This is a genomic window from Pseudomonas sp. MS15a(2019) (assembly GCF_013277805.1).
Taxonomy (GTDB): domain Bacteria; phylum Pseudomonadota; class Gammaproteobacteria; order Pseudomonadales; family Pseudomonadaceae; genus Chryseomonas; species Chryseomonas benzopyrenica.
In genome coordinates this window covers 375279-400962 of sequence record NZ_VBTN01000011.1, presented here as the reverse complement: position 1 = coordinate 400962, position 25684 = coordinate 375279, and the positions used below count along the sequence as shown (strand labels likewise).

At 66.8% G+C, this 25684-nt stretch carries 30 protein-coding genes; 14 read left to right on the top strand and 16 right to left on the bottom strand.

All coding sequences use genetic code 11. The features are described 5' to 3' along the window. Nucleotides 1–22 precede the first annotated feature (22 nt). Nucleotides 23–1495, top strand: a complete 1473-nt coding sequence (locus FEZ61_RS18985) for an FGGY-family carbohydrate kinase (protein WP_173149993.1) — start codon at nucleotides 23–25, stop codon at nucleotides 1493–1495. A 118-nt stretch (nucleotides 1496–1613) separates the two neighbouring features. Here FEZ61_RS18985 and FEZ61_RS18980 read toward each other — a convergent pair whose 3' ends face one another. Both FEZ61_RS18980 and algB read right to left on the bottom strand, forming a co-directional pair. Continuing rightward, nucleotides 1614–3404 (bottom strand): ATP-binding protein, encoded by a 1791-nt coding sequence (locus tag FEZ61_RS18980; RefSeq protein WP_017641544.1) that lies wholly within the window; start codon nucleotides 3402–3404, stop codon nucleotides 1614–1616. Continuing rightward, entirely contained in the window at nucleotides 3401–4750 is a 1350-nt protein-coding gene (algB, locus tag FEZ61_RS18975) for a sigma-54-dependent response regulator transcription factor AlgB (protein ID WP_173149991.1), read from the bottom strand. Before algB ends, FEZ61_RS18980 begins: the two co-directional genes overlap by 4 nt. Before the next feature lie 443 nt (nucleotides 4751–5193). Here algB and FEZ61_RS18970 point away from each other — a divergent pair, with 443 nt between their 5' ends. From FEZ61_RS18970 to FEZ61_RS18960, 3 genes are read left to right on the top strand one after another with little or no spacing between them, the layout of a single operon-like run. Then, complete coding sequence (locus FEZ61_RS18970; protein ID WP_007160204.1) at nucleotides 5194–5448, top strand: hypothetical protein; 255 nt, start codon at nucleotides 5194–5196, stop codon at nucleotides 5446–5448. Between the two features lie 10 nt (nucleotides 5449–5458). Further along, complete coding sequence (locus FEZ61_RS18965; protein WP_173149989.1) at nucleotides 5459–5683, top strand: hypothetical protein; 225 nt, start codon at nucleotides 5459–5461, stop codon at nucleotides 5681–5683. A 29-nt stretch (nucleotides 5684–5712) separates the two neighbouring features. After that, on the top strand, nucleotides 5713–5874 hold the full coding sequence (locus tag FEZ61_RS18960; protein ID WP_007160206.1) for a DUF1328 domain-containing protein: 162 nt from the start codon (nucleotides 5713–5715) through the stop codon (nucleotides 5872–5874). Nucleotides 5875–6192: 318 nt separating this feature from the next. Here the strand turns inward: FEZ61_RS18960 and FEZ61_RS18955 are convergent, their stop codons facing one another. The 4 genes from FEZ61_RS18955 to FEZ61_RS18940 form a co-directional block, all read right to left on the bottom strand. Continuing rightward, a complete protein-coding gene (locus FEZ61_RS18955) occupies nucleotides 6193–7092 on the bottom strand; it encodes an HlyD family secretion protein (RefSeq protein WP_017641547.1) in 900 nt (299 codons plus the stop codon). A gap of 173 nt (nucleotides 7093–7265) precedes the next feature. Further along, complete coding sequence (locus FEZ61_RS18950; RefSeq protein ID WP_007160208.1) at nucleotides 7266–7466, bottom strand: DUF1656 domain-containing protein; 201 nt, start codon at nucleotides 7464–7466, stop codon at nucleotides 7266–7268. Further along, on the bottom strand, nucleotides 7456–9612 hold the full coding sequence (locus tag FEZ61_RS18945) for an FUSC family protein (protein ID WP_173149987.1): 2157 nt from the start codon (nucleotides 9610–9612) through the stop codon (nucleotides 7456–7458). The genes FEZ61_RS18950 and FEZ61_RS18945 overlap by 11 nt, the downstream gene beginning before the upstream one ends. Next, nucleotides 9609–11111: an efflux transporter outer membrane subunit gene (locus FEZ61_RS18940; protein WP_346342870.1), complete on the bottom strand. Its 1503-nt coding sequence runs from the start codon at nucleotides 11109–11111 to the stop codon at nucleotides 9609–9611. The genes FEZ61_RS18945 and FEZ61_RS18940 overlap by 4 nt, the downstream gene beginning before the upstream one ends. Nucleotides 11112–11354: 243 nt before the next feature. Between FEZ61_RS18940 and FEZ61_RS18935 the strand changes: the two genes are divergently transcribed. Then, on the top strand, nucleotides 11355–12308 hold the full coding sequence (locus FEZ61_RS18935; RefSeq protein WP_017641550.1) for a LysR family transcriptional regulator: 954 nt from the start codon (nucleotides 11355–11357) through the stop codon (nucleotides 12306–12308). Nucleotides 12309–12552: 244 nt separating this feature from the next. Then, nucleotides 12553–13542, top strand: coding sequence for a DMT family transporter (locus FEZ61_RS18930; RefSeq protein ID WP_064307143.1), 990 nt, complete (start codon nucleotides 12553–12555; stop codon nucleotides 13540–13542). Here FEZ61_RS18930 and ubiA read toward each other — a convergent pair. The 3 genes from ubiA to FEZ61_RS18915 form a co-directional block, all read right to left on the bottom strand. Continuing rightward, the gene (gene ubiA / locus FEZ61_RS18925) at nucleotides 13527–14474 is read right to left on the bottom strand and encodes a 4-hydroxybenzoate octaprenyltransferase (protein ID WP_178121618.1); all 948 of its coding nucleotides are present in this window, start codon (nucleotides 14472–14474) and stop codon (nucleotides 13527–13529) included. The genes FEZ61_RS18930 and ubiA overlap by 16 nt on opposite strands. A 75-nt stretch (nucleotides 14475–14549) precedes the next feature. Continuing rightward, nucleotides 14550–15107 carry a chorismate lyase gene (locus tag FEZ61_RS18920; RefSeq protein WP_173149985.1) on the bottom strand — a complete coding sequence of 186 codons (558 nt, stop codon included), beginning with the start codon at nucleotides 15105–15107 and terminating at the stop codon, nucleotides 14550–14552. Then, the gene (locus FEZ61_RS18915; RefSeq protein ID WP_017641554.1) at nucleotides 15091–15660 is read right to left on the bottom strand and encodes a DUF2780 domain-containing protein; all 570 of its coding nucleotides are present in this window, start codon (nucleotides 15658–15660) and stop codon (nucleotides 15091–15093) included. Before FEZ61_RS18915 ends, FEZ61_RS18920 begins: the two co-directional genes overlap by 17 nt. Before the next feature lie 127 nt (nucleotides 15661–15787). Here FEZ61_RS18915 and FEZ61_RS18910 point away from each other — a divergent pair, with 127 nt between their 5' ends. Beyond that, nucleotides 15788–17017: a spore maturation protein gene (locus FEZ61_RS18910; protein ID WP_017641555.1), complete on the top strand. Its 1230-nt coding sequence runs from the start codon at nucleotides 15788–15790 to the stop codon at nucleotides 17015–17017. On the opposite strand, the gene FEZ61_RS18905 is transcribed toward FEZ61_RS18910, so the two are convergent. Then, the gene (locus FEZ61_RS18905) at nucleotides 16999–17667 is read right to left on the bottom strand and encodes a hypothetical protein (protein ID WP_017641556.1); all 669 of its coding nucleotides are present in this window, start codon (nucleotides 17665–17667) and stop codon (nucleotides 16999–17001) included. The two genes, FEZ61_RS18910 and FEZ61_RS18905, sit on opposite strands and share 19 nt — an antisense overlap. Nucleotides 17668–17814: 147 nt before the next feature. On the opposite strand from FEZ61_RS18905, the gene FEZ61_RS18900 reads away from it, so the two are divergent. Beyond that, on the top strand, nucleotides 17815–18045 hold the full coding sequence (locus FEZ61_RS18900; protein WP_093253662.1) for a DUF1161 domain-containing protein: 231 nt from the start codon (nucleotides 17815–17817) through the stop codon (nucleotides 18043–18045). 103 nt (nucleotides 18046–18148) lie between these two features. Beyond that, nucleotides 18149–18325, top strand: a complete 177-nt coding sequence (locus FEZ61_RS18895; protein WP_017641558.1) for a hypothetical protein — start codon at nucleotides 18149–18151, stop codon at nucleotides 18323–18325. 42 nt (nucleotides 18326–18367) lie between these two features. Here FEZ61_RS18895 and FEZ61_RS18890 read toward each other — a convergent pair whose 3' ends face one another. Both FEZ61_RS18890 and FEZ61_RS18885 read right to left on the bottom strand, forming a co-directional pair. Beyond that, nucleotides 18368–18802, bottom strand: a complete 435-nt coding sequence (locus FEZ61_RS18890; protein ID WP_173149983.1) for a hypothetical protein — start codon at nucleotides 18800–18802, stop codon at nucleotides 18368–18370. A 34-nt stretch (nucleotides 18803–18836) separates the two neighbouring features. After that, nucleotides 18837–19259, bottom strand: a complete 423-nt coding sequence (locus tag FEZ61_RS18885; protein ID WP_093253652.1) for a hypothetical protein — start codon at nucleotides 19257–19259, stop codon at nucleotides 18837–18839. On the opposite strand from FEZ61_RS18885, the gene FEZ61_RS18880 reads away from it, so the two are divergent. Beyond that, entirely contained in the window at nucleotides 19258–20379 is a 1122-nt protein-coding gene (locus FEZ61_RS18880) for an aminopeptidase (RefSeq protein WP_256562929.1), read from the top strand. The genes FEZ61_RS18885 and FEZ61_RS18880 overlap by 2 nt on opposite strands. Here FEZ61_RS18880 and FEZ61_RS18875 read toward each other — a convergent pair. Together FEZ61_RS18875 and FEZ61_RS18870 are read right to left on the bottom strand one after the other, a co-directional pair. Next, the gene (locus FEZ61_RS18875) at nucleotides 20376–21722 is read right to left on the bottom strand and encodes an MFS transporter (RefSeq protein WP_173149981.1); all 1347 of its coding nucleotides are present in this window, start codon (nucleotides 21720–21722) and stop codon (nucleotides 20376–20378) included. The genes FEZ61_RS18880 and FEZ61_RS18875 overlap by 4 nt on opposite strands. Then, on the bottom strand, nucleotides 21719–22513 hold the full coding sequence (locus FEZ61_RS18870; RefSeq protein ID WP_173149979.1) for a siderophore-interacting protein: 795 nt from the start codon (nucleotides 22511–22513) through the stop codon (nucleotides 21719–21721). The genes FEZ61_RS18875 and FEZ61_RS18870 overlap by 4 nt, the downstream gene beginning before the upstream one ends. 54 nt (nucleotides 22514–22567) lie before the next feature. On the opposite strand from FEZ61_RS18870, the gene FEZ61_RS18865 reads away from it, so the two are divergent. From FEZ61_RS18865 to FEZ61_RS18855, 3 genes are all read left to right on the top strand, one after another. After that, nucleotides 22568–22984 carry a MarR family transcriptional regulator gene (locus FEZ61_RS18865; RefSeq protein WP_093253638.1) on the top strand — a complete coding sequence of 139 codons (417 nt, stop codon included), beginning with the start codon at nucleotides 22568–22570 and terminating at the stop codon, nucleotides 22982–22984. 65 nt (nucleotides 22985–23049) lie between these two features. Continuing rightward, nucleotides 23050–23283, top strand: a complete 234-nt coding sequence (locus FEZ61_RS18860; protein ID WP_064309094.1) for a hypothetical protein — start codon at nucleotides 23050–23052, stop codon at nucleotides 23281–23283. Nucleotides 23284–23446: 163 nt separating this feature from the next. Further along, nucleotides 23447–23719 carry a cupin gene (locus FEZ61_RS18855; protein ID WP_093253635.1) on the top strand — a complete coding sequence of 91 codons (273 nt, stop codon included), beginning with the start codon at nucleotides 23447–23449 and terminating at the stop codon, nucleotides 23717–23719. On the opposite strand, the gene FEZ61_RS24645 is transcribed toward FEZ61_RS18855, so the two are convergent. Together FEZ61_RS24645 and FEZ61_RS18850 are read right to left on the bottom strand one after the other, a co-directional pair. Next, the gene (locus FEZ61_RS24645) at nucleotides 23716–23844 is read right to left on the bottom strand and encodes a hypothetical protein (protein ID WP_017641567.1); all 129 of its coding nucleotides are present in this window, start codon (nucleotides 23842–23844) and stop codon (nucleotides 23716–23718) included. The two genes, FEZ61_RS18855 and FEZ61_RS24645, sit on opposite strands and share 4 nt — an antisense overlap. Nucleotides 23845–23960: 116 nt before the next feature. Then, entirely contained in the window at nucleotides 23961–24389 is a 429-nt protein-coding gene (locus FEZ61_RS18850; RefSeq protein ID WP_017641568.1) for an OsmC family protein, read from the bottom strand. Between the two features lie 119 nt (nucleotides 24390–24508). Between FEZ61_RS18850 and FEZ61_RS18845 the strand changes: the two genes are divergently transcribed. Then, the gene (locus FEZ61_RS18845; RefSeq protein ID WP_173149977.1) at nucleotides 24509–25489 is read left to right on the top strand and encodes an aldo/keto reductase; all 981 of its coding nucleotides are present in this window, start codon (nucleotides 24509–24511) and stop codon (nucleotides 25487–25489) included. The last annotated feature ends 195 nt before the right edge of the window (nucleotides 25490–25684 follow it).

The window sequence follows — 25684 nt, the reverse complement described above, 5'->3', positions numbered from 1 at the left end:
AAGAACAACAACAGGAGCTGCCATGGCCGCCGAACCGCTGATCCTCGCCCTCGACGAGGGCACTACCAATGCCAAGGCGATCCTGGTGGATCGCGCCGGGCGGGTCGTGGCCCGCGGGTCCCGGCCGCTCACGGTCGAGCATCCCCAGGCGGGCTATGCCGAGCAGGATCCCCTGGCCATCTGGCAAGCCCTGCAGGGCGCCATCGGCGATTGCCTGGCCCAGACGGATGCCCCCCTGGCAGCCATCGCCATCAGCAATCAGCGCGAATCCGCCCTGGCCTGGGAGCGCAGCAGCGGCCAGTTGCTCGGTCCGCTGGTGAGCTGGCAGTGCAAGAGATCCCAGCCGCAGTGCGAAGCCTTGCACGCCGCCGGTCACGGCGAGACGATCCTGCAGCGCAGTGGCCTGGCGCTGGATCCGATGTTTTCCGCCGGCAAGTGGCGCTGGCTGCTCGAGCAGATCCCCGACGGCACGGCCCGCGCCGCCGCCGGCGAGATCTGCCTGGGCACCGTGGACAGCTGGCTGCTCTGGCAACTCAGCGGTGGCACGAGCTTTCTCATCGACGCGGCCAATGCGGCCCGTACCCAGTTGCTTGACCTGCGCGGTGGTGACTGGGATCCGCAGCTGCTGGGTCTGTTCGGCATTTCCCGGGCGGCGCTGCCGGAGATCCGCTCCAGTGCCGGCTGCTTCGGCGAGACCCGTGCCCAGGGTCCGTTACCGGCCGGTCTGCCGATCCTGGCAATGATCGGCGATTCCCATGCGGCCCTGTTCGGCCAGGGCGGTTTCGTCCCGGGCAAGGTCAAGGCCACCCTGGGCACGGGTTCTTCGCTGATGACACCCATCGCTGAGCCGGTGGTGTCCGCCCATGGCCTGGCTACCACCCTGGCCTGGCGCCTAGGGGATACCCCGACCTTTGCCCTGGAAGGCAACATCGTCCACACCGGCGCCGCCGTGGGCTGGACCGCGCGCCTGCTGGGCGGGGCCGGAGAGCTGGAGACCCTGGCCGCGGAAGCCGCGGCGCTGCCGGACAACGGTGGCGTCTATTTCGTCCCGGCGCTGGGAGGCCTGGGCGCGCCGCACTGGCGGGCCGAAGCCCGTGGGCTGTTCTGCGGTCTGGCCGAGAACTGCGGGCGGGCGCACCTGATGCGCGCGGCGCTGGAAGCCATCGCCTACCAGATCCGCGACGTCTTCGACGCCATGCAGCAGGACAGTCCGGCGCCTTTGGACGAACTCTGGGTGGATGGCGGCGCCACGCGCAACGAATGGCTGCTGCAATTCCAGGCCGATCTCTTGCAGCGGCCGGTGATCTGCAGCCTGTCGCCGGAGGTCTCGGCGCTGGGCGCCGCCCATCTGGCCGGCCATGCCCTCGGCTGGTGGCAGGACGCCGCGGCCCTGGCCGATCTCGAACGGCCACGTCGCCGCTATGAGCCGCGGGCTAATGCCGTACCCGAGCTCTACGCCGGTTGGCGCCAGGCCCTGGCGCGAACGCTGCTGTAGAGACCGTAGGTTGGGTTGAGACGACTCCATTGGCGAAGCCCAACAACAGGGATTCGATCCGGGCACCGTTGGGCTTCGCTGCGCTCAACCCAACCTACGACGGCCCGTACCGCCTGGCTCAGGTCGGCAGGGTCATGAAGATCTGGGTGCCCTGACCGGGGCGGGAGACCACGCCGATGCGACCGCCGTGCTGGCGGATGATTTCCTTGCACAGGGCCAGGCCCAGGCCGGCGCCGCCCTTCTGGCTACCGATCTGCACGAAGGGCTCGAACACTCGGCCCTGCTGGGCATAGGCGATGCCTTCGCCATTGTCCTGCACCGCCATCAGCAGCTGATCGTTCTGGCGCAAGGCCTGGATGACGATACGGCCGCCGGCCGGGGTATGGCGCAGGGCATTGCTCAGCAGGTTGTCGAACACCCGGCCCAGTTGTTTGGGATCCAGGCTGACCCGCGGCAGCGGCGTGTGCAGCAATTCGACGGCCAGCTCGACATCGCGCTCGCGGGCCTCGTCGGCATGACGACCACGGGCTGCCTCCAGCAATTCGCCGATTTCGCTCGGCAGCTTTTCCGGGCGCTGCAGGCCGCTCTGGTGGCGGGAATAGTCCAGCAGGTCGTTGATCAGCTGCACCAGGCGATGGGTTTCCTCGTCCACCGTCTGCAGCAGAAAGGCCTCGCGGGAATCCGGCGCCACCTTGAGGCGTTCGCGTAGCAGACCAAAGGCCATGTGCATGCCGGTGACCGGAGTGCGCAGTTCGTGGGAGGCGCGCAGGACGAATTCGTTACGCACCCGATCGAAGGCGCGCTGCTCGGTGACATCGCGCAGCACCATGAGCGCCCCGACGCTGCGGCCGTCGGCGTGGTTGACCGGGGTCAGACTCCAGGCCAGCAGCCGCACCTCGTCGTCGACGCGGATCTCCAGGTCCTCGGGCGCCGCATCCAGGGCGCCACCGGCCAGCACCCGTTGCACGCTCGCCTCGATTTCCGGGCGTTCCAGGGCGGCGATCAGGGATTCGCCCAGGTGGTTCTCGTTCCAGCCCAACTGGCGGCAGGCCACCGGGTTGGCGTGCTCGATGTTGCCCTGGGGATCGAGGATCACCAGGCCGTAGTCGATGCTGTCGAGCACCGCCTGCAAGCGCCGTTGCCCCGCCACTAGAGCCTCGACATTGGTCTGGCTGAGACGGTGCAGGGCCTGGGCCATGTTGCCGAAGCGACGACTGAGCAGGGTGAATTCGGCGATCTGGGAGGTGGGCAGCTGGACGTCGAAATTGCCCTGGCTGATGCGCTCGGCGGCCTTGGCCAAGCCGTCGATGGGACCGGTGAAGCGCCGGGCGATGCCGTTGGCGGTCACCACCCCGGTGACCAGGATGGCCACGCCGATCAGCGCTAGTAGCATGGCGATGATCACCGCCCGGTCATGGGCCTCGTCTTGCATGCGCTCCAGGGTCACCACATAGCTTTTCTGCAGGTCGTAGATGCGATTGCGCAAGGCGTCGAGGGTCTGCTGGAAACCCGGGTCGGCGCGCAACTGGTTGTAACCGCCCGGCGGCGACCGCAGGTAATCGGCGAAACGCTCATAGCGTTGCTTGACGTCTTCCAGCACGGCCAGCTGTTCGGGCTTGTGCATCTCGCCCTGGACCAGTTGCAGATTCTGCTCGAAGCGTTGCTGGGCGGCGACCAGGGATTGCTGATCCGGGGCGCCATCGAGCATCTGGAACAGGCTGTTGCTCAGCTCCTGACGCATGTTCAGCGTCAGGTTGATGAAGTCTAGGTTGCTGCGGGTCTGGACGCTCTGCTCGCGGGCCAGATGCAGGACACTGACCAGGCCCACCAGCAGCCCGATGAGGGCCACGGCGATCAGCGCGGAGATGCTGAGAAAGAGGCGGGTGTGCAGCTTGATCGGCAGTTTCATAGCCCGTACTGCTTACGTTTTCGATAGAGCGTGGAGGCGTCGATGCCCAGGGTCTTGGCGGCCTGGTCGAGGGTCTCGCTGGTGGCCATCACCGCGGCGATGTGGGCGCGTTCCAGGGCTTCCAGACTCAGCGCTTCGCCGACCCGCGGCGCGCTGGCGGCGCTGCTGGTGGCCGGGCTGTCACCCAGGCCCAGGTGATTGACGTCCACCAAATCCTGGCCACAGATGATGCTGGCCCGTTCGATGACGTTGCGCAGCTCGCGGACGTTGCCCGGCCAGCCATAGTTGCGCAGGGCGTCCAGGGCCGCCTCGCTGAAGCCGTGGGCAGGACGGTTGTAATCCTTGACGAAGCGGGCGAGGAAGCGCTCGGCGAGATCGACGATGTCTTCCTTGCGTTCGCGTAGCGGCGGCAGGGTGAGCACGATGACATTGAGACGATAGAGCAGGTCTTCGCGGAATTCGTTTTCCGCCACCATCTGTTCCAGGTTGCGGTTGGTGGCTGCGAGGATGCGCACGTCGGCACGGCGCGTCACCGGATCGCCGACGCGCTCGTATTCCTTGTCCTGGATGAAACGCAGCAGCTTGGGCTGCAGGGCCAGGGGGAAGTCACCGATTTCATCGAGAAAGAGGGTGCCGCCATCGGCCTGGCTGACCCGGCCGAGGGTGCTCTCGCTGGCCCCGGTGAAGGCGCCGCGGGTATGGCCGAACATCTCGCTTTCCATCAGGTCGGCGGACAGCGACGGGCAGTTGATGGTGACGAAGGTCTTCTTGGCGCGCCGACTCCAAGCGTGGATGGCCCTGGCCAGTTCGCCCTTGCCGGAGCCAGATTCACCGAGGATCAGCACGTTGGCGTCGGTGGTGGCGACCTGCCGGGCGGTTTCCAGGATGCTCATCATTGCCGGGCTGCGCGAGTCCAGGCCGGCGCTGGACTTGCGCACCTCGCCTTCGAGGGCTTCCAGGCGCGCCGAGAGCTGGCGGAATTCCAGCTGCTTGGCCGCGGCCATGCGCAACTGATCGGGGCTGCAGGGTTTCACCAGGTAGTCGGCGGCGCCGGCTTGCATGGCGTCCACCGCGGTATCGATGGCCGAGTGGGCGGTGACGATCACCACCCGCATCCAGGGCGCCTGGATACGCATCTGCTGCAGCACGTCCAGACCGTTGTCCGCACCCAGGCGCAGATCGAGAAAGCAGAGATCGTAGACCTGCCGCAAGAGCAGGGCTTCGGCCTGAGCCGCGCTGTTGGCCGTGGCCACGCTGTAGCCAGCGTCTTCTAGACAGAAACGAAAGGTCCGCAGGATGGCGGCTTCGTCGTCCACGAGGAGGATGCGACCGCTGGTTTGTTCCATGACGGGAAAACTCCGGGCCCAAAGGGCCGAAACGCACTAAAGGGCAGGGCTGGCAATTAGTCCATGATACATCGTGCAAGTTGCAATCCGCTGGGCCACTAGGCGATTCATCGAAGCCACCAGTGATGTCGTGCAGAACGCAACCCGATGGGCTGAACAGGGGAAAAATCTGCTTTTTTGGCCGGGTGACAGGAAGCTCATGGCCACTTTTGCCGCTGCGCCTGGTAAACGAACAACCGGCCGCCCTCCAATACCCCTCTGGCCATCATGCAAAACGCAATGCTCCAGACGTTGCACCTTGCAAGGTGCATGTGTGGCTACACCCGATGAAAAACATAAGTCATTGTTTTATAAGATAAAAAAGCTTTTCGAAAAGCTGGCACGCAGTCTGCAATCTCCTTGGCAAGCCGGCCTTAGGGCCAACGGACTGCAGGAGAGACCCGATGATCAGCCAGACCCTTCGCAAGCACTTGGTAGGTACTGCGCTCTTCGCTTGCTTCGCCAGCGCTGCCGTCGCTGCCCCCCAGGGCCAGGACGTCAGCCGCGAACAGGCACTCATCGCCTCTACCCGCATCGCTGCCCAGGCCATGGTGCCTGCAGCCAAGCCGCTGGCAAGTCAAGGTCGTGGGGAACTCAAAGCCATCCCGGCACAGTCCAACGGTGACCGTCTGGTGAAGCAGACCCGCTGGGTATTCTGAGGTCATGACCATGATGTGGATGCTGCTGGTGATTGGGTTGTTCGCTGCAGTGATGGTCATGAGCATCGGTATGTTGCTCAGTGCTTTGATGATGGGTCGTGCGCTCAATCAGACGCACAACCTCAATGGTCTGGATCTCGATCTGACCGCTGTGGAACCATGGATGGCGAGTCTGGATACCCAGGATTTCGCTAATAAAACCAATGCTCGCTGGACAGGTGCTGTCGTCCGCTGAGTGCACTTGTAATACATAGGAGAAACACCATGCTGAGCTGGGCTATCACTTTCCTGATCATCGCGATCATCGCAGGCGTCCTGGGTTTCGGTGGCATCGCCGGTACCGCCACCAGTATCGCCAAGATCCTGTTCGTGCTGTTCCTGGTGTTGTTCGTGGTGTCGTTCTTCATGGGTCGCCGTCGTCCCTGACGCCAGCCCCATGAGCAAGACAGGCTGCCGGTCGTGACGACCGGCGGCTGAGGCTCTGTCATCGGATTGCAGCTTTAAGCCGATTCAATGAGCAACCTCGAAGTCGTCTCCTAACCCGAGACGCAAGGGCCACATGGTCGGGACGCTCTGCAGTTAGGGAGGGTTCCAAGAGTACAGGGAGTACTTTCGCACTCGTAGCGGACTGGGCTGGTTACGACCACACCCCTGAATTCGACCGGTTTCGTCGTCAACGAAACCCGCCGACGTCAGGGGTGTTGTCGTTTCAGAGCAAGGAAAAAACGACCGGGCGGAACGTACTCAGCCCTGCCAGAAGGCATCCCACCAGGTGCGCTCACCGCGAGCGTCTTCCAGGACGACGGTACAGGTGGTGCCGGCTGCGAGCAGCAGCCCCTCCGGTAGCGGATCCAGAGCGATGCGCACCGGTACCCGCTGGGCCAGGCGTACCCAGTTGAAGGTGGGGTTCACGTCGGCGGTGAGTTCACGGCTCTGGGGATTGTCGCGGTCGTAGATACCGCGGGCGATGCTTTCCACATGGCCCTGCAGCGTCTGGCCGCTCATCAGCCGCATCTCGGCAGCGGCGCCCACCCGTACGTGGGGCAGCTTGGTCTCTTCGAAGTAGCCATAGACCCAGAACGAGTGGGCATCGATGACGGCCAGCTTGGGCGCGCCGGCAGCGGCGTAGTCGCCCTTGAACACCGACAGGTTGGTCACATAGCCATCGACCGGCGCCAGGACCCGGGTGCGCTTGAGGTTGAGGCGTGCCGCTTCCAGCTGGGCCTGCGCCTGGCGCAGATCGGCCTCGGCAGCCAGGGCGGCGGCGCTGGCGTCTTCGCGGTTCTCGCGGGAAACCACCAAGCTGTCGATGTCGGCACGGCGCCGGGCATTCTGCTGGCGCATGGCGAGGGTGGCCTTGCGGGCGGCGACCGAGGCCTCGGCCTGGTGTACGGCGATCTCGTAGTGCTCCGGATCGATCTGCAGCAGCAGGTCGCCCTTATTGACCCACTGGTTGTCGCGCACGGCGATCTCGGTTACCAGGCCCGCCACGTCGGGCGCGATGGTGATGACCTCGGCGCGAACCCGGCCGTCACGGGTCCAGGGGTCGTTCATGTAGTGCACCCAGAGCAGCCGCCCTAGGATCAGTGCCAGACAGACCACCAGCAGGGTAAAGAGCACGCCGAAGAGTTTCTTGAGGATCATGGCAGGAGTCCTAGTGTGGTGGTTCAGGAGTTCGCACAAGAATTGGCGAGTGATTTTTAGGTCTGGGCTAGGCGCCGCGACGAGTCATAGCAGGGCTATGGCGAGGAGTGGCAACGACGTCCGGGCCGAAAAAGCGCCGCCAAAATTGTGTAGATAACTTCTGGAACACCACACTAGCGATAAACGCACAGCGCCAGGGCGCAGTAGAGGCAGATGAACAGGGCCAGGCGCAGCAGCGCCGGATGCCAGACGACGTGATAGAGGCCGACCGCGGCCAGCACCCGGTCAAGCGCCCAGGCGAGCAGGGCGGCGACCAGGAACAGCACCGTCACGGTGGGCAGGTAGAGGCCATGGAAGGCGATTTCACGGGGCATGGGAGATCTCGTGATAGCGGGCCAACGGCCCCTGGGGATCGAGCAGGGCGCTGCGGATGAAGTGCAGATCGCTCTGCACCTGGCGCAGGGGCGACTCGTCATAGGGCAGTTCCGGCGGTTCGGCCACGGCTGCCACGGTGGCCAGGGCAGCGTCCACGGCAGCCAGGGCCCGACGCAGGTTTTCCGCTCCGGGCTTGAGGAAGAGGCGCACCAAGGCGCGACCGAGGACGCGGATGGCCTGGCGCCAGGCGCTGTGCTCGGCATAGCGGGGCGCCCCAGGCAGGCGTAGCTGCAACTGGCGCAGCTCGATCACCGCGTGACCGATTTCCAGTACGCAGAAGGCCCAGCCGATCAGGCGCCGCTGCGCCTCGCCCCGCCCGGCGCTGACGCCATAGGCCTGGGTGAGCAGATCGCGGGTCTGGCCCTCGAAGGCCGGCGCCAGGTGTGGCAGGGGGGCGCTGACCGCCCGCACCAGCTGCTGGCGCAGGTCACGCTCCAGGCGGCGCCACAGCCAGGGGCTGTTGGGTGGCAGCAGCACTGCCGAGACCGCCGCGGTGATCACCATCGACAAGACCACGGCGATGCCGTTGTTGATGAAGGCGTAGGCGTCGTAGACCGGCGGATTGTCGGGGATCGAGGTGAAGCAGAAGAACACCAGGCAACCCAGGCCATAGCCCATCCAGCCCGGCCGCAGGGAAATCCAGGTGCCCAGCATGAACACCGGTGCCAGGGTCAGCAGCAGCAGCGGCAGGCCGGTGATCCAGGGAAAGACGAAGAAGGTCAGGAAGAAGCCCAGCACCACGCCGCCACTGGCGCCAACGGCCATCTGCAGGGCGGTGCGCTTGGGATCGGGCGAGGCCGAGGCCAGCGCCGAGACCGCCGCGGCGTTGAGCGCCAGCATGCCGCCACTGGGATAGGCGCTGGCGATCCAGAACGCGCCCAGCACCAGCACCAGGAAGGCGCTACGGATGCCAGTGACCGCTGCGCCCAGGGCGTTGGCCTTGGCCACGAAGCGCGGCTTCCACTGCTCGCGACTGTGCCGCGGCGCCGCCAGGGAAGCATGGGTCTGCAGGTAGTCATGCCATTCGCCGGTGAAGCGGAAGAGCAGCTCTACGGCCGTCTCGAAGTCCCGCCGATCCAGCTCGCTCAGGAGCGGCAGCTCGGCGCGCAGGGCGCGAATGCGCGGTCGCAGGGCCTGGTGCAGGGCGTCCAGCCGGGCGGCAGCGGCGGGCGCGGCGCTGTCGCTGAGGGACTGGCCCCGCCACTCCTCGAAGAGGTCGAGCAGCGGCGCCCAGAGGCGTTCCAGCGCTGCCAACGGCGCCGCGGCTTCACGCTCGCGCAGCCGCATCAGCAAGCGGCTCAGCGCATGCAGGCGGGTGGTGAGACCCATGAATTCGGCATTCAGCCGCGCCAGACGTCCGCTGCGCATGCGCATGTGCGGATCTTCGAAGGCCGAGGCGCTGCGCAGGCTTTCCAGCCCTACCGCCTCGGCCGCCAGGCGCACGCCCGCGGCTTCCAGGGTGGCGCGGTCGAGGCGGCCACGCAGGACATCGGCGGCCAGCCCGGCGAAGCCGCCCATGCGCCGATAGAGGGTCGCGCGCATGGCCGTGGCGCTGGTCTGCGGAAAGACCGCGGCGCTCACCGCGCCGCTGCAGAGCACGCCCAGGGTGATGGCCAGTACCCGCATCACCGCCGACATGAAGGCGGTATCAGCGTTCAGGGCGGCGGGAATGCCGATCAGCGCGGCGGTATAGCCGGCCAGCATGCAGGCATAGCTGCGGAAGTCGCGGTAGCGCGCCGATCCGGCTACGCAGAGCCCAATCCACAGGGCCAGGAAGATCAGGAAGGGCACCCGTTCCTGGGCGAATAGGGCGATCAAGACCAGCATCACCGCCAGCCCCAGCAGGGTGCCCATCACCCGGTAGAAGCTCTTGGCCAGCACCTGACCGCTCTGCGGCTGCATGACGATGAAGACGGTGATCACCGCCGAACTCGGATGCGGCAGTTGCAGGCGCATGGCCAGCCACAGGGTCAGGCTGGCGGCGAGCAGCACCTTGGCCTGGTACAGCCAGAGGCTGCCATCGCTGCGCGCCCAGGCGCCCAGGGCCTGGCGCAATGGCGAGTGGGTGGCCGCGTGGGTACTCACCGCGCGGCCCGCTCGACGGCCACGCGGGCCGGCACCAGATCCTGGTCGGCCGGCCCGCGTTCGAGGTCCGCGCCGCCGCCGAGGGCGACCAGGGCGCCGGCCTGGGCGGCCAGGCGCAGGGCGTGTACCTGGGCGGTGACGCGCTGCTGGGCGAACAGCCGGGTCTGGGCGTCGAGTACGTGCAGGTAGTCGGTCAGGCCGCGACGGAAAGCCTCGCGGGCGATGTCGTAGGTGCGCTGGGCTTCCTGGCTGGCCTGGTCGGCAAGGGTGGCCTGCCTGGCCGCCGAGTCGGCTTTGATCAGGGCATCGGAGATGTCCTTGAGGGCGTCCACCAGGGTCTGGTTGTAGGCGCTGACGGCCAGGTCGTAGGCTGCCGATTCCGCGCCGAGGCGTCCGCGCAGGGCGCCACCGTCATAGATCGGCAACGAAAAGGCGGGGCCGATGAAGGAGCCGGTCTTGGCGTGGGTCAGCATCTCGCTGAGACGGCCCAGGGTGAGGAACTGGCCGACGTTGGCCACCAAATCGATATTGGGATAGAAGCTGGCGCGGGCCACGTCCACGCCCTTGGCCGCCGCGGCGATCTGCCAGCGGCGCGCCACCACGTCGGGACGCTTGCCGACCAGTTCCAGTGGCAGTGCACTGGGCAGGCGCGGTGCGGCGCCCAGGGTCAGTCGCGGTCGCTGCAGGCGGGCGCCGGCACCCGGGCCCTTGCCCGCCAGGGCGGCGAGCTGGTTGCGATCCAGCGCCAGGGTCTCGTCCAGGGCTTCCAGCTGACGCTCGGTCTCGGGCAGCAGGGCACGCGCCTGGCTGACCTCGAACTGGGTGCCGAGGCCACCGTCCAGCTGGCGCTGGGCCAGGTCGGCCAGGTGCCGCTGCTGTTCCAGGGTGGCGGCGAGGATGTCGCGCTGGTCATGGTGCAGGGCGAAGCCGATATAGTTGCGGACGATGTTGCCGGTCAGCTCCAGCTCGGCGGCGCGTACCTCGGCGGCGGCCTGGTGGGCCTGGTCCAGGGCCTGGGCGCTGGCATCACGCTCGCGACCCCAGAAGTCCAGGGCGTAGCTCAGACCCAGCTCGGCATTGTTGTTCCAGGTGGTGCGATCGGCCAGCTCGCCAGGACCATAGAAACCGTCGGTGGGCCAGCTGTAGCGCTTGAAGGCGCCCTTGGCCTCCGCCTGCAGGGCCTCGCGGGATTCGGTCAGGCCGGCCAGGGACTCGGCGCGGCGCACCCGGGCGGCGGCCGTGGCCAGACGCGGGTTATCGGCCAGGGCACCGCTGATCCAGGCGTCCAGCTGGGGATCGCCATAGGCGCGCCACCACTGGCGCTCGGGCCAGGTGGCCTGCCCGGCGGCAGCGCGGATGGCAGCGTCGGTGGCCAGCGCCTGATCGTCGAGGCGCTGCGCCTGGGGCGCGTTGTGACCGGTACCGATGCAGCCGGCCAGCAGGGTCGCCAGGGCGACCACCGTGAGCGCAGGCCAGGCTCTGCTAGAGAAAGGCGACACTTGGGGGTCCGTTTGCAACAGGGCCATACTCCGGATTCGCGTCAGAGAAGCGCGGCGGGTCGGCGGGATGAGCTGGAACTGAAGAGGACGCCAGCGGACAAGGAGGCCGCTGGGGTTACCATTAGGCTGCTAACGATTCTATAAAATTCCAGGAGGGTCGATTAGCGCGCCAACCGGCGAATCTTTGTTTCACATACTGAAATAATGTGGAAAATGGCGCTTTCGTCAGACTGTCGAGGCGGCATGGACACCCTGCACAACATGCGCGTTTTCGTCGCCGTGGTGGAAAGCGGCAGCTTTACCGGCGCGGCCCAGACGTTGCAGACCACCACCGCCCATGTCTCCCGGGCGGTGGCCCATCTGGAAACCCATCTGCGTACCCGCCTGTTGCACCGCACCACGAGACGCATCGCCCTGACCGAGGCCGGCCAGCGCTACCTGGCGCGTTGCGAGCAGATCCTCGCCTATGTCGAGGAAGCCGAAGCCGAGGCCGGTCATGCCCAGGCCCGGCCCGAGGGACGGCTGCGGGTGCACAGCATGACCGGCATCGGCCAGCACTATGTGATCCGCGCCATCGCCGGCTATCGCGCCCTGCATCCCGAGGTGCGCTTCGACCTGACCATGGCCAACCGTATCCCCGATCTGCTGGAGGAGGGCTTCGACCTGGCCATCGTGGTGGCGGCCGAGTTGCCCGATTCCGGCTTCGTCTCCCAGCAGATCGGCCACACCTACAGCATCCTCTGTGCTTCGCCCGCCTATCTGCAGGAACACGGCCAGCCGCAGACGCCGGCGGAGCTGGCCAACCACGCCTGCCTGAGATTCATCAGCCCGGTGGTGTCCTTCGACCGCTGGCACTTCGAGGGTCCCAACGGCCCGGAAACCTATCGCATCGGCGAGACCCCCTTCCAGGTCAATGTCGGCGACGCCATGACCGAGGCCCTGCGCCAGGGCCTGGGCATTGGTGTGCTGCCGCTCTATTCGGCAGTGGACGGCCTGCGCGATGGTAGCCTGGTGCGGGTGCTGCCGGCCTATCGCCTGCAGCGGCTCAACGCTTATGCCCTCTATGCCTCGCGGCAGTACCTGGATGCCAAGATCCGCACCTGGGTGGCCTATCTGCGCGAACAGATCCCCGGTGCGCTGGAGGCGGACGAGGCCTTCGTGCGCGCTGTCAGCGAAGTCGTCGGACAATCGCATTGAGCTCGACGGGGCGCTTGGACTAAGCTCGGGAGAGACCCGGCTGCGTGCCGGATCATAGTTAGTAAGCTATTGAAATATCGCCCGGTATTGCGGTCCTGAGGGCGACAGGACGGCTGCTCGACGGCACGCTCCACTCGCGTCGAGGTCCATGTCCCGAAGTCGGTGGCCATGCCGACGGACCGCCGTGCAGGACGGCCGGATCACGCAGGCGGTCAGGGACCGCCGTCAGTACCACGGGAGTCCAATGAGCGCCCCAGCAGGACCCACTCTGAGATTCGCCGACCAGCCGCTCAAGGGCATCGCCCTGATCTGTCTCGCGGTCTGGCTGTTCGCCTCCCACGATGCCCTCTCCAAATACCTGTCCGGCTTCTATCCGGTGGTCATGGTGGTCTGGGCCCGCTACCTCTCCCACACCCTGCTGATGATGGGGATCTTCATCCCACGCTCGGGCTTGGCGGTGATCCGCACCAAGCGGCCGGGATTGCAGGTGCTCAGGGCGCTGTGCCTGATCGGCTGCAGCCTGTTCTTCACCACCGGGCTGCGCTACCTGCCCATGGCCGAGGCCACCGCGGTCAACTTTCTCGCCCCGCTGATGGTGACGGCGCTGTCGGTGCCGCTGCTCAAGGAAACCGTGACCCGCAGCCAGTGGGCGGCGGTGCTGGCCGGCTTCATCGGGGTGCTGATCATCGTCAGGCCGGGCGGCCAGCTGTTCACTCCGGCGGTGCTCTTGCCGGTCTGCTCGGCGGTGTGCTTTGGCCTCTACCAGCTGCTGACGCGCCTGCTCAGCGGCATCGACAGCCCCACCACCAGCAACTTCCTCACCGGCATCATCAACACCCTGGTGCTGAGCAGCGTGGTGCCCTTCTTCTGGGAGATACCCACCCTGGGCCACGGCTTCATGCTGGCCCTGCTTGGCTTCTTCGGCATGTCCGGTCATCTGCTGCTGACCCAGGCCTTCCGCTACGCGCCGCCGGCGTTGCTGGCGCCCTTCAGCTATGGCCAGATCGTCACCGCCGGCATCATCGGCTATTTCGTCTTCGGCCATGTACCGGACAGCGGCGCGCTGATCGGCATCCTCATCATCTGTGCCAGCGGCCTGGCGGTGGCCTGGCAGCAGAGCCGCAAGGCGTCCAAGGCCAAGCAGGCCCGGGCGGTGCCGGCAGCGCAGCCCGAGGCGCTGCCGGAGGTGGTGGCCGATGCCGCCGCGGGCACCCCGGCTCAGCGCAGCCCGTAGTCGGCGATGATCCCGACGAGGATCGCCAGACCCGCCCAGTGGTTGTGCAGGAAGGCCTTGAAGCACACCAGGGGATCACGATTGCGGGTGACGTGGAATTCCCAGGCGAAGCAGCCCGCCGCCACCACCAGGCCCAGGTAGAAGGGCAGGCCCAGGCCGAAGCGACCGCCGGCCAGCGCCAGGCAGAGCAGGGTGAGGCCTTGGAGGGTGGCGATGATCACCCGGTCGGCATCGCCGAACAGGATGGCGGTGGACTTCACGCCGATCTTGAGATCGTCCTCGCGGTCGGCCATGGCGTAGTAGGTGTCGTAGCCCACCGTCCAGATCACGTTGGCGACGAACAGCAGCCAGGCCGCCGCCGGCAGCTCGCCGGTCTCGGCGGTGAAGGCCATCGGCATGCCCCAGGAGAAGGCCGCGCCCAGCACCGCCTGGGGGTAGTAGGTGTATCTCTTCATGAAGGGGTAGAGCGCCGCCACGCCGAGGGCGCCGAAGGACAGCCAGACGGTGGTGGCGTTGGTGCAGAGCACCAGGCCGAAGCTGAGCAGCACCAGCACGGCGAAGAACAGCAGGGCTTCCTTGGGCGAGATGCGCCCGGTGGCCAGGGGGCGATTCTTGGTGCGGGCGACGTGGCCGTCGAAGTTGCGGTCGGCGAAGTCGTTGATCACGCAGCCGGCCGATCGCATCAGCACCACGCCGAGCACGAAGATCAGCAGATTCTTCAGGCTCGGCACGCCCTCGGCGGCGATCCACAGCGCCCAGAGCGTGGGCCAGAGCAGTAGATAGATGCCGATGGGCCGGTCCAGTCGGGTCAGCTGGACGAAGTCCCAGATGCGCTCGCGACGGGGGCGCGTGGCGATGACCCGGGCACTGGGCTCGGGGCCGCGGGGGGCGGCAGGACGGCGATCACGGGGGCGGGAGGCGTGCTTTTTCATCGGACGACTGCGTGGCGAAGGGCCCGACGATTATAGGGGCCCCGTGGCGCCAACGCTGCCACGCTGATGATTCGGCTAGCCTTCGCGCCTGGCGTGGGGCCAGAAGGCCGGCAGGAAGACCTCGCCCACCAGGATCGCCAGGGGGCCGCGCCTGAACACCGAGCGCCGGGCCCAGCAGGGTGTTGCTGCCGCCCCTGCGGGCAGCCAGGTCAGCGGATAGCGACAGGCCTCCAGCGGCCCGCGAACGAAGGCCGGCGCCTGGAACAGCCAGTGGCCGAGGGGCCGCTCGCCCAGTGCCGCCAGATCGAAATCCGCCGCTTCCAGGGCCGTGCGCGCCGCCACGCTGCGGGCGAAGACCCAGGCCTCGCCGCCACCGCGCAGCCAGACCTCGCGCACCCAGCCGGGGCTGGCCGCCGGGACCTCAAGCGCCTTGCTCTCGTCCAGGCGCAGGGGCTGCCAGCCCTGGGCGATCACCTCGACGGCGAAGCGCCCGCCACTGAGGGCGGTCAGCCGTTCGGTGAGGGAACCGCGGTCTGCATAGAGCCAGCCGAGCGGTGCCTCCCGGTAATCCGGCGCCTGGCTGGCCGCCACGTGGGTCAGCCAGCGCGGGGCGCCGTCACAGGCCCCAGACATTACCCAGGGTGCTCAGCAGGGAGGGCTGGGTGCCTTGCTTGCCGAGATAGCCGAGGATCACCTGGGCGAACTGGCTGGTCATGCCGCTGTTCATGCCCAGGGCGTTGAAGGTCTTGTCGACGTCCTGGCGGCTGTCGACATTGCCCAGCAGGCTGCCCAGCGGACTCTGCTTGGCGTCCTGGCCACCCCCGCCGAGCAGACTGCCCAGCCCACCCAGTTGCGCCAGGCCGCCGGTGGCGTTGGCGCCGGCCAGCTGGTCCAGTCCCGGCACGGCTTTGGCCAGTTGGCGATAGTCGTTGCCCACCAGCTGATTCTTGGCCAGGCCGAGCAGGGCGCCGGTGCCGCCCACCGCCTGCTGCGGGGTGACATTGAGCTGGGTGGTCAGGGCCTGCAGCAGGCCCTGGGCCTGGGGCGTGGCGGCCGCCGCGGCGGTGGCCTTGGCGTTGTTGTTGCCATTGGCGCTGTTGTAGGCGTTGACGGCGTCGTTGAGGTTGAAGGCGAAGACCGGGCTGGCGGCGAGCACCAGCGGCAGGGCGAGAACGGACAGACGCATGGGCGGACTCCAGCAGCTTGCGTGAAAGGTCAGAGAATAACCCGACAGCGATGACCACCGCCTGAACGACGTCCCTGCAGGGAGCGGACGCTACGGTTATCATCGCCGTTTTGCCGGGAGAACACCGATGCTCAACGGGTTGTGGCTGAGCTTCTTCATCGTCGCCGGGATCAGCGCCTTCGGGCAGTGGCTGGTGGCTGGCAACGCCGGGGTCTTCGCCGCCATGGTGGAGAGCCTGTTCGCCATGGCCAAGCTGTCGGTGGAGGTCATGGTGCTGCTGTTCGGCACCCTGACCCTCTGGCTCGGCATCCTGCGCATCGCCGAGAAGGCCGGACTGGTGGACGCCCTGGCGCGGTTGCTCGGCCCGCTGTTCGCCCGGCTGATGCCAGAGGTGCCGCGCGGTCATCCGGCACTGGGGCTGATCACCCTCAACTTCGCCGCCAATGGGCTGGGCCTGGACAACGCCGCCACCCCCATCGGCCTCAAGGCCATGCGCGCGCTGCAGGAGCTCAACCCCAGCAGCACCACCGCGAGCAATGCGCAGATCCTCTTCCTGGTGCTCAACGCCTCCTCGCTGACGCTGCTGCCGGTGACGGTGTTCATGTACCGGGCCCAGCAGGGCGCGCCGGACCCGACCCTGGTGTTCTTGCCGATCCTGCTGGCCCACACCTGCGCCAACCTGGTGGGGCTGTTCTCGGTGGCCTTCATGCAGCGGCTGAAACTCTGGGATCCGGTGGTGCTGGCCTGGATCGGCGGGGGCGCCCTGGCCTTTGGCGTCTTCGTCGCCTTTCTCTTCACCCTGACCGCCACGGCGCTGGCCGGACTGTCATCGCTGCTCGGCAACCTGACCCTGTTCGGCATCATCCTGGCGTTCATGATCCTGGGCGCCCTGCGCAAGGTGCCGGTCTACGAAGCCTTCGTCGAAGGCGCCAAGGAAGGTTTCGACGTCGCCAAGTCGCTCTTGCCGTACCTGGTGGCCATGCTCTGCGCGGTGGGGGTACTGCGCGCCTCCGGCGCCCTGGAGGCCATCCTCGAAGGCATCCGCCATGCGGTGACCTTTCTCGGCTGGGACACCCGCTTCGTCGAGGCCCTGCCCACCGCGCTGGTCAAGCCCTTCTCCGGCAGCGCCGCCCGCGCCCTGCTGATCGAGACCATGCAGACCCATGGCGTGGACAGCTTTCCGGCGCTGGTGGCGGCCACCATCCAGGGCAGTACCGAGACCACCTTCTATGTGCTGGCGGTGTACTTCGGTGCGGTGGGCATCCAGCGCGCCCGCCATGCGGTGGGCTGCGCCCTGCTGGCGGAATTCACCGGGGTCACGGCATCGATCCTGATCTGCTACTGGTTCTTTGGTTGAGCCTTGGGCTCCATGTCGACCATCCAGTCGTTTTGCACCATGCGCCGCTGACGGCGCGAGGTCAGCTGCTGGGTCTGCCAGTCCTCGGCGATCAGCGCACAATAATTGCCGTCGTGCTGGCCCAGGCGAAAGCGCCGGCGCACCCCGATGGGATCGTGATCCGAGCCATAGAAGGCCACCGCACGGATCTCCAGGCCCTCGAACACCCAGCCCTCGGGCGGCCGGTGGTTGTCCAGGGTCAGGCCGTTGTGCTCGGCGGCGCGGCGGATCAGGCCCTGGAAGGTGCCGATGTGGGTGAAGTCGCCGGTGTTGAGCGGTCCCTGGTGGGTCGCCTCGCCCAGCACCAGATCGGGATCGAAGTCATCCTGGCCGCTCTCGCGGATATCGGTGACATCGGTGTAGAGCGTCTCGCGGTTGGTCTTGAGGATCACCGTGAGCTGGTTGATGAACACCGGCTCGGCGCTCATGTTCGACAGCAGGCAAAGGGCGCCCACGCCCTTTCCAGCGCCGCGGTTGATGATCAGCCGCGGCTGGCGCTGGCGCTTGTAGTTGTTGAGCAAGAGCTGGGCATAGAGCACCCAGACGCCCAGGGTGCAGCACTGGGCGAAGAGCGTGAGGACTTGAGAGTTGTCTTTCAACCACTGGAACATGGGGGCACTTCACGGCAAGGAATGACCATCGGAAAGACCGTTCGGGTTCCAGGTTCCACCGCTTCGCTGGCCAAAGGATCGCGCTGAGAACATCGCCACAGCTCGGGCGTCCAAGCCTGAGAGGTCATCACGCCAAGGAAAATCGCCATGCTGCGTCTATCGCTACTCTGCTGTACCGCCCTGTTGAGCTCGGCTGCGCTGGCCGAACCCCTGTCCTGCGACCAGCTCAAGGCCGAGATCGAGGTCAAGATCCAGTCGGCCGGGGTGACCGCCTATACCCTCGAAGCGGTTCCCAACGCCGAGGTACGCGATCCCAACATGGTGGTGGGCAGCTGCGCCAACGGTACCCACAAGATCCTCTATCAGCGCAACGACTGATCCTCGGCCCGGAGGACGGACCGTTCATCCGCTGGATGCTTGTACAGTTGCGCTTGGCTTAGTACTGTTTGCGCATACAGTATTTAGCCAAGAGGGTAATGCCATGTCGCCGTTCGCCCGGATTCGCCAAGCTCTGTCCCTTGCCCAGCCCGCGCCGCGCTGGATGGAACGCGAGGATTTCCTGCGCATGAGTCGCCAGCTGCGCGAGCAGAAGGGTCGCCCGGTCGCGCGTCGTAGCCAGGATCGCGATCAGGATGATTGGGTCAGCGTACCCGCCTAGCGGGTCCTGGGCTGACCCGCTCGCTCTTCCTGGCGACGGGGGTCAGAAGGGCGAGCAGATGCCCCGCTGGGAGCTCACCAGTTCGCGCTGGTCGTCGTAGAGGGTGATCTCGCCCTGGCCGAAGGTGTGTTCGGCCGCCAGTCGATAGCGCCGGCCGGCCTGGAAATCCCCATAGTCCAGTTCCAGATAGCATTGGATCTGCAGAGGTTCGTTCCAGCCGAAACGTGGTCCGAAGCCACTGCCGCCATAGAGTTCGTAGCGATAGCTCACCTTGAGGCTGTGGCTGCCGGGGGCGAGCTGGAAATAGCGGCCGTCGTCGAGACGTCTGCCATCCTGGGACTCGGCCAGCAGCGAGGCGCCTACCGCGGGTTCGCGCAGCTCCAGATCGACCCACGCCTGCTGGGGATCGACCGGGGGCAGCGGCGTGGTGCAGCCGCCGAGCAGCAGCAGCAGAGGAAGCAGCAGGCGCAGACGCATGGATGGCGACTCGCGGCAGGGAGATCAGCCGAGTCTACACGTCGCCGCAACGACTGGCAGTGCTGCGCGCCACTTCCTGGTTGCGTTCGTCATAGAGGCGCGCCCAGGGTCGCCAACCGGTCTGGCCGGCTTCCAGGCGATAGCGCTCGCCCGCGGCGAAGGCCCTGTAGTTGAGGGTCACCAGGCAGGTGCGCGCCAGCGGATCGGCCACCTGGGCGCCGATGTTGGTGGGCTGCACCTCGAACTGGTAGCGTACCTGCAGATCGTGGTTTCCTGGCCAGACCTGGAAGTAGCGTTTGTCTTCGAGATCCTTGCGATCGGCGCGCAGGGCTTCCAGCTTGGCCTTGCCGTCGCTGTCCAGATCGATCCAGGCCTGCGCCGGATCGGGCTTGGGCAACGGCCACAGGGAACAGCCCCCCAGGAACAGCACAGGCAACAGCAGGCACAGTCTACGCATGACGGCTACAACTCCGGGCAGGGAAGGGTGCGCCACCCAGTCAGGCACCCTGCCTGCGCAACGCGCGAGCCGTTGGCTGGCGCTGCTGTCCCTCTTGATCGGACTGAGCGGTTGTACCTCGGTCGGGTACTACGCTCAGATGGTACAGGGCCAGTGGGCGCTGATCCGTGATCGCGAGCCCATTGCGACGGTCGTCGCAGATCCCGCGCGGCCCGTCGCCCTGCGCGAACGCCTCGCTGCCGCCGCGGGGGCTCGACGCTTCGCCAGTGCCGAATTGGCTCTACCGGACAACGCCAGCTATCGCGGTTTCGTCGAACTCAAGCGACCCTTCGTACTGTGGAATGTCTTCGCCACCGCCGAATTCTCCACCCGACCCACCACCCACTGCTTTCCCATCGCCGGTTGCGTGGCCTATCGCGGCTACTACCGGGAAGCCAAGGCCCGAGCTGAGGCGCAGCGGCTGCAGGCGCAGGGTCAGGACACCTACGTCGGCGGCGTGCCGGCCTATTCGACCCTGGGCTGGTTCAGCGATCCGCTGCTCAGCAGCATGCTGCGCTGGGATGACGACCAGGTGGCGGCGACCATCTTCCACGAGTTGGCGCACCAGCGCTTCTATCTGCCCGGCGATACCGCCTTCAACGAATCCTACGCCACCTTCGTCGAGGGCGAAGGTCTGCGACAATGGCGCGCCAGTCGTGGCCTGCCGCCGCCGGAGGCGGGGCGCGAGGCCCGCTATCAGCAATTTCGCGCTCTGCTGCTGACTACCCGCGACGACTTGGCCAGGCTCTATGCCCAGCCGTTGGCGCTGGTGGCCATGCGTGCGGCCAAGGCCCGGCGTTTCGCTCGATTGCGTGCTGACTATCAGCGCCTGCGCGCCACCCCGGCCTGGCGTGACGAGCGTCGCTTCGATGGCTGGATGAGCCAGCCACTCAACAACGCGCGGCTGGTGCCCTATGGCCTGTACGAACAGTGGGTGCCGGCCTTTGCCGCCCTCTATCGGCAGCACCCGGGCAACTGGCCGGCGTTCTTCCACCGGGTCCGGCTGCTGGGCGAACGCCCGGCGGTCGAACGTGAGCAGGCGCTCAAGGCGCTGCTCGACCAGGCAACACCGCAGCCCTAGCGCGGTGCCCGCCAGTTGGACCAGGCGGCGACCAGACCCAGCGCTGCCGCCAGGGCCAGTCCCAGGCGCGGGGCCAGGCCGCCATCCAGATGCAGCAGCAGCGCCAGGGCCGCGGCGCCCAGGGCCATGCCAGTCTGCCGGGCGGTAGCCTGGACGCCGCCGGTGGCACCGTTGCGACCGAGCGGGGCAGCGGTCAGCATGATCCTGTTGTTGGGCACCTGGAAGAAGCCGAAGCCAACACCCCCGACGATCAGGCAGGGAACCAGCAGCGTGGTGGAGTGTTCCAGCGGCATTACCGCGGCCGCCGCCAGCCCTAGGGCGATCCCCAGCCCCCCGAGCATGCACAGCCGCTGCGGCGGATGGCGGTCGGCCAGCCGCCCGGCCACTTGCGCCGAGACGGCCACGGTGAGCGGCCAAGCCAGCATCAACAGGGCCACTTGCAAGGGCACCAGTCCGAGCTGGTGCTGCAGATAGAAGGGCAGGGCGAGAAAGCAGAGCATCTGCGCGGCAAAGGAGCAGACCGAGGCCAGCACCGAATGGCGCATGGCCGGCAGCCCCAGCAGGTCCACTGGAAGCAGGGGCGCCGGCAGGCCGCGCTCGCGGCGCACCAGCAGCACCAGGCTGGCCGCGGCTAGCAACAACAGGGCCACCCCCTGCAGCGGCGCGCCGCCGAGCCGCTCCAGACCGCCGATGCCGGCGCAGAACAGCAGGGCGTTGAGCAGCACGCTGACGGGATCGAGACGGCGTTGCGCGTGGGGGCTGTCGGGCAGGTTGCGCACTAGTAGGCCGACCAGGATGGCCAGGGGTACGTTGATCGCGAACAGCCAGGGCCAGCCGCCCAGCGCCAGGATGGCCGCGCCCAGGCTGGGCGCGGCCGCCGAACCCAGGGCTACGCACAGGGCGTTGATGGCGATGCCCCGCCCGAGGCGGGCGCGTGGATAGGACAGCCGCACGATGCCGGCGCTGACGCACATGATGGCGGCGGCGCCGACCCCCTGCAGCGCTCGGGCAGCCACCAGGCTGGCCAGATCCGGCGCCAGGGCGCAGCCCAGGGAGGCCAGGCCGAAGATGCCGACGCCAGTGGCGAATACCGGACGCAGGCCCAGCCGCTCGGCCACCGCGGACAGCGGAAACAGCAGGGCGACCAGGCTCAGCTGGTAGGCGCTGACGATCCACACCGCCGCGGCGGCGGACACATCCAGGGCCTCGGCGATGCTAGGCAACGCCAGGTTGGCGATGCCGCTGTCCAGCACCGTCATGCTGATGGCCAGCAGCAGGGCGGCGACCGCCCGGTAGCGTCGGGGTCGCGGCAGGCCATCGGCGAGGGGGGCGCTGGTAGTCAATCCTCGACCTTCACATGCTGGTCGCTCTCGCCGAGCTTCCAGTAGCCGGCGGCCTTGACCCAGTCCCGCGGCAGACCCTTGGCCAGCAGCGCCTGACGCGCGGCGCGGGCCTGGGTCGCCTCACCGGCGATCCAGGCATAGCCTTCGCCCGCGGGCAACTTCAGCTGCTCCAGGGCCTGCACCAGGGCATCGGCCTCGGTTTCGCGATAGACCCAGCGGATATCGGCGGCGGCGGCGGTAGGCAGGGCGATTTCCAGGCCGGGACGGGCCACTTCGGCGATGACCTGCACCTTCACCCCTGCGGCCAGTTGTTCGAGGCGCCGGGCGATGGCGGGGAGGGCGGTCTCGTCACCGGCCAGCAGGTACCAGTCGAAGTCCTCGGGCGGCACCAGGGCGCCCTTGGGGCCACCGATGATCAGCTCGGCACCCGGCTGCGCCTGGCGTGCCCAGGTGGTCAGCACCCCGGCTTCATGCAGATAGAAGTCGATGGCCAGTTCGCCACGGGCGGCATCGTAGTGGCGCGGGGTGTAGTGCCGACCGACCAGCTGCTCGGGATTGGCGGCGCGGATCGGGGTGGTGTCGGCGGGGACGAACAGCTTCACGTGCTCGTCGAAGGCCGCGCTCTGGAAGTCGGCCAGGTCGCTGCCGCCAAAGGTCAGGCGCAGGAGGTCACCACCGAGCGCTTCGCGGCGAACGACGGTCGCCCAGCGGCGCTTGAGGTCGAAGCGCACGCGCTGGAAAAGGTGAGGGGCACTGGCATCGCCCTCGCGGCTGTGAAAAGATGTCGCCATTGCGGAGGTACCATTCATTGAGGTTCCTCACTATATTCGAGGTAAGTAGTTGTCATGTCAACCGCCGCCGCCATTGCCGAAGCCCTGATGGATCTGAAACGGCAGATGCGCCAACAACTGGATGAGACCCTCAAGGCCTCCGGACTTTCCTTTGCCCGCTACAAGGTGCTCAAGGTGCTGGAACGCCTGGGACCCTGCCGCCCGGGCGAGGTCGCCGAACAACTGCGCCATGCGCCGCGCACCCTGACCGATGCCTTCGACGCCCTGGAGCGCGATGGCCTGGTGCGTCGCGAACCCCATCCCCAGGACAGGCGCGCCTTGTTGGTCCACCTAACCGAGCAGGGGCGTCAGGCCCTGGATCAGGCCCAGGCGCCCCGGACCCAGGCGCTGGAAGCGGTCTTCGCGCCTCTGGATGCAACTGAGCAGGCACAACTGCTGGCCTATCTGGAGCGCGTCCGTATTCGTCGTTGAGTGGCGGGCGAACTCCTTGGCGGTCGTTGCGCTCGAAAGAAGGACCCTATCGAGGAGAGCCTGCCATGAGTGACCAGCGTTCCGATGCCCACCTGGGCAAGACCCCACCCAACGAACCCGCGCTCGATGAAGCGGGACGCCCCGTGGATGTGGTGAAGAAAGACATGGAGCAGCCGGAATCGACGCCGACCGATGGCATCGACAAGGTCCTCACGCCTACCGATATCAAGACCAAGGAACAGGAAGCCGAGGCGCTCAAGCGCAAGAACGCCGAGGTCGAGCGCAAGCTGGAGCGCTGATGCTCCACGTGGAACCTCGGCTGGCCGAGGTATCCATAGCGTCCTTGCCTCGAAGCTGGCCATAGCCAAAGCCAAGGCTCCTCATAGTGCCTTTGCACTGGCTGCGAAGAGGTGAGGCGCCTAGCCTGGGCGCTGATCATCCTTCTTGGCGTCAGGCGCACCCATGGACCAGGCCACCTTCATCGAGCAACTTGCCCGCGAGGGTTTCCAGCCACCGGTACTGGTCGAGCGCGATGCCCTGGGCAGGCTGGAACCCCATGCCCACCCCTTCGAAGCCAGGGCGTTGGTAATCCAAGGTGAGCTGCGTATCCGTAGCGCCGCTGGCGAACGCCACTACGGCGTCGGTGACATCTTTCAGCTCGCCGCCCAGGAGCCGCATTCCGAGGTCTTCGGCCCCACGGGCGTGCGTTACCTGGCAGGTCGGCGACCGGCCTAGCCTTCGCTGTCGTTCTTCTCGATGTCCTTGCGTTGGCGGTTGAGGATCACGCAACCGTAGATGCCGCCGCCCAACAGCAACACGGCGAGGATGGAAAAGAGGGTCATGAAGATGGAGTCGTTCATCGTACTCTCCGAAAGCGGGGTCGGAGCAGTCTAGCGACTTGCGGACAGCTCGGCGAACAGGCTCTGGAACAGGGTGTTGCCGATGCCGGAGCGGCATCGGCAGACGCCTCAGACCCTTAGCCTTCGAGCGTGGCGTTCAGGTTGATCTTGGCGCCCTTGAGCACCTTGGACACCGGGCAACCTTCCTTCGCCTGGTTGGCGATGGTGGTGAACTGCTCCTGGGTGGCGCCGGGGATCTTGGCCTTCATGGTCAGATCGATGGTGGTGATCTCGAAGCCGTCGCCGACCTTGTCCAGGGTCACGTCGGCCTTGGTCTCGATCCGCTCGGGAGTCAGGCCGTTCTGGCCCAGCAGCATGGAGAAGGCCATGGAGAAGCAGCCGGCATGGGCCGCGCCGATCAGTTCTTCGGGATTGGTGCCCGGCGTGCCTTCGAAACGGGTGTTGAAGCCGTAGGCATTGTCCTTGAGCGCGCCGCTCTCGGTGGAGATATGGCCCTTGCCATCCTTCAGACCGCCTTGCCAGACCGCGGAAGCATATTTCTTCATGGAGCGTCTCCGGTTGTAGGTTAGGAATCCATCTAGAACCAGGCGGCAGCCGGTAAGTTCGTTGCAGTCGATCCGGGAACTGCGTGGTCAACCTCTTTCGACCATCCCTGGAGGCCCCCATGAACTATCGCACTCTCGGCCGCACCGGTCTGAAGATTTCGCCCCTTTGCCTCGGCTGCATGACCTATGGCGTGCCCGAGCGCGGCAATCATCCCTGGACCCTGCCGGAAGATCAGAGCCAGCCGCTGCTGAAGAAGGCCCTGGATCTGGGCATCAACTTCTTCGACACCGCCAACAGCTACTCCGACGGCACCAGCGAAGAGATCGTCGGCCGCTTCCTCAAGGCCAACGCCGTGCGCGAGGAGATCGTGCTGGCGACCAAGGTGTACTTCCCGTTGCGTGACAGACCCAATGTCGGCGGCCTGTCGCGCAAGGCCATCTTCGCCGCCATCGACGCCAGTCTGCAGCGCCTGGGCACCGACTATGTCGATCTCTACCAGATCCATCGCTGGGACTATCACACGCCCATCGAGGAGACCCTGGAGGCCCTGCACGACGTGGTCAAGGCCGGCAAGGCGCTGCACATCGGCGCCAGCAGCATGTACGCCTGGCAATTCGCCAAGGCGCTGCACACCGCCGAGCGCCATGGCTGGACCAGATTCGCCACCATGCAGAACCACCTCAACCTGCTCAACCGCGAAGAGGAGCGGGAGATGCTGCCGCTGTGCCGCGACGCCGGCGTTGGCGTGATCCCCTGGAGTCCGCTGGCCCGTGGCCGCCTGACCCGCGACTGGGACGCCAGCACGGCGCGTACCGAAAGCGATGCCTTCGGCAAGACCCTCTATACCGCCAGCGAGGAATCCGATCGGCAGATCGTCGCCGCCGTAGCCCGCATCGCCGAAGTCCGCGGCGTACCGCGCGCTCAGGTGGCGCTGGCCTGGCTGCTGCAGAAGCCGGGCATCGACGCGCCCATCGTCGGCGCGTCCAAGCCGCAGCATCTGGAAGACGCGGTGGCGGCGCTGGAGCTGCACCTGAGCGACGAAGAGATCGCCGCCCTGGAAGCGCCCTATGTGCCGCATCCGGTGGTGGGGTTCAGCTGAGACGGGGCCTTGCCCTCACCCCAGCCCTGTCCCGGAGGGAGAGGGGGAAGAGCGCATCGGTGCGGTTGGATGAGCGCTGGTGCCCCAGACCCTCCAGAGCTTGCCGCACTCTTTGAAGTGAGGGGCTTTCAGGCGTACCCGAATCTCACCTTGCAAAGCCGAGGACCGCTCTGCTCCCCTCTCCCTGAGGGAGAG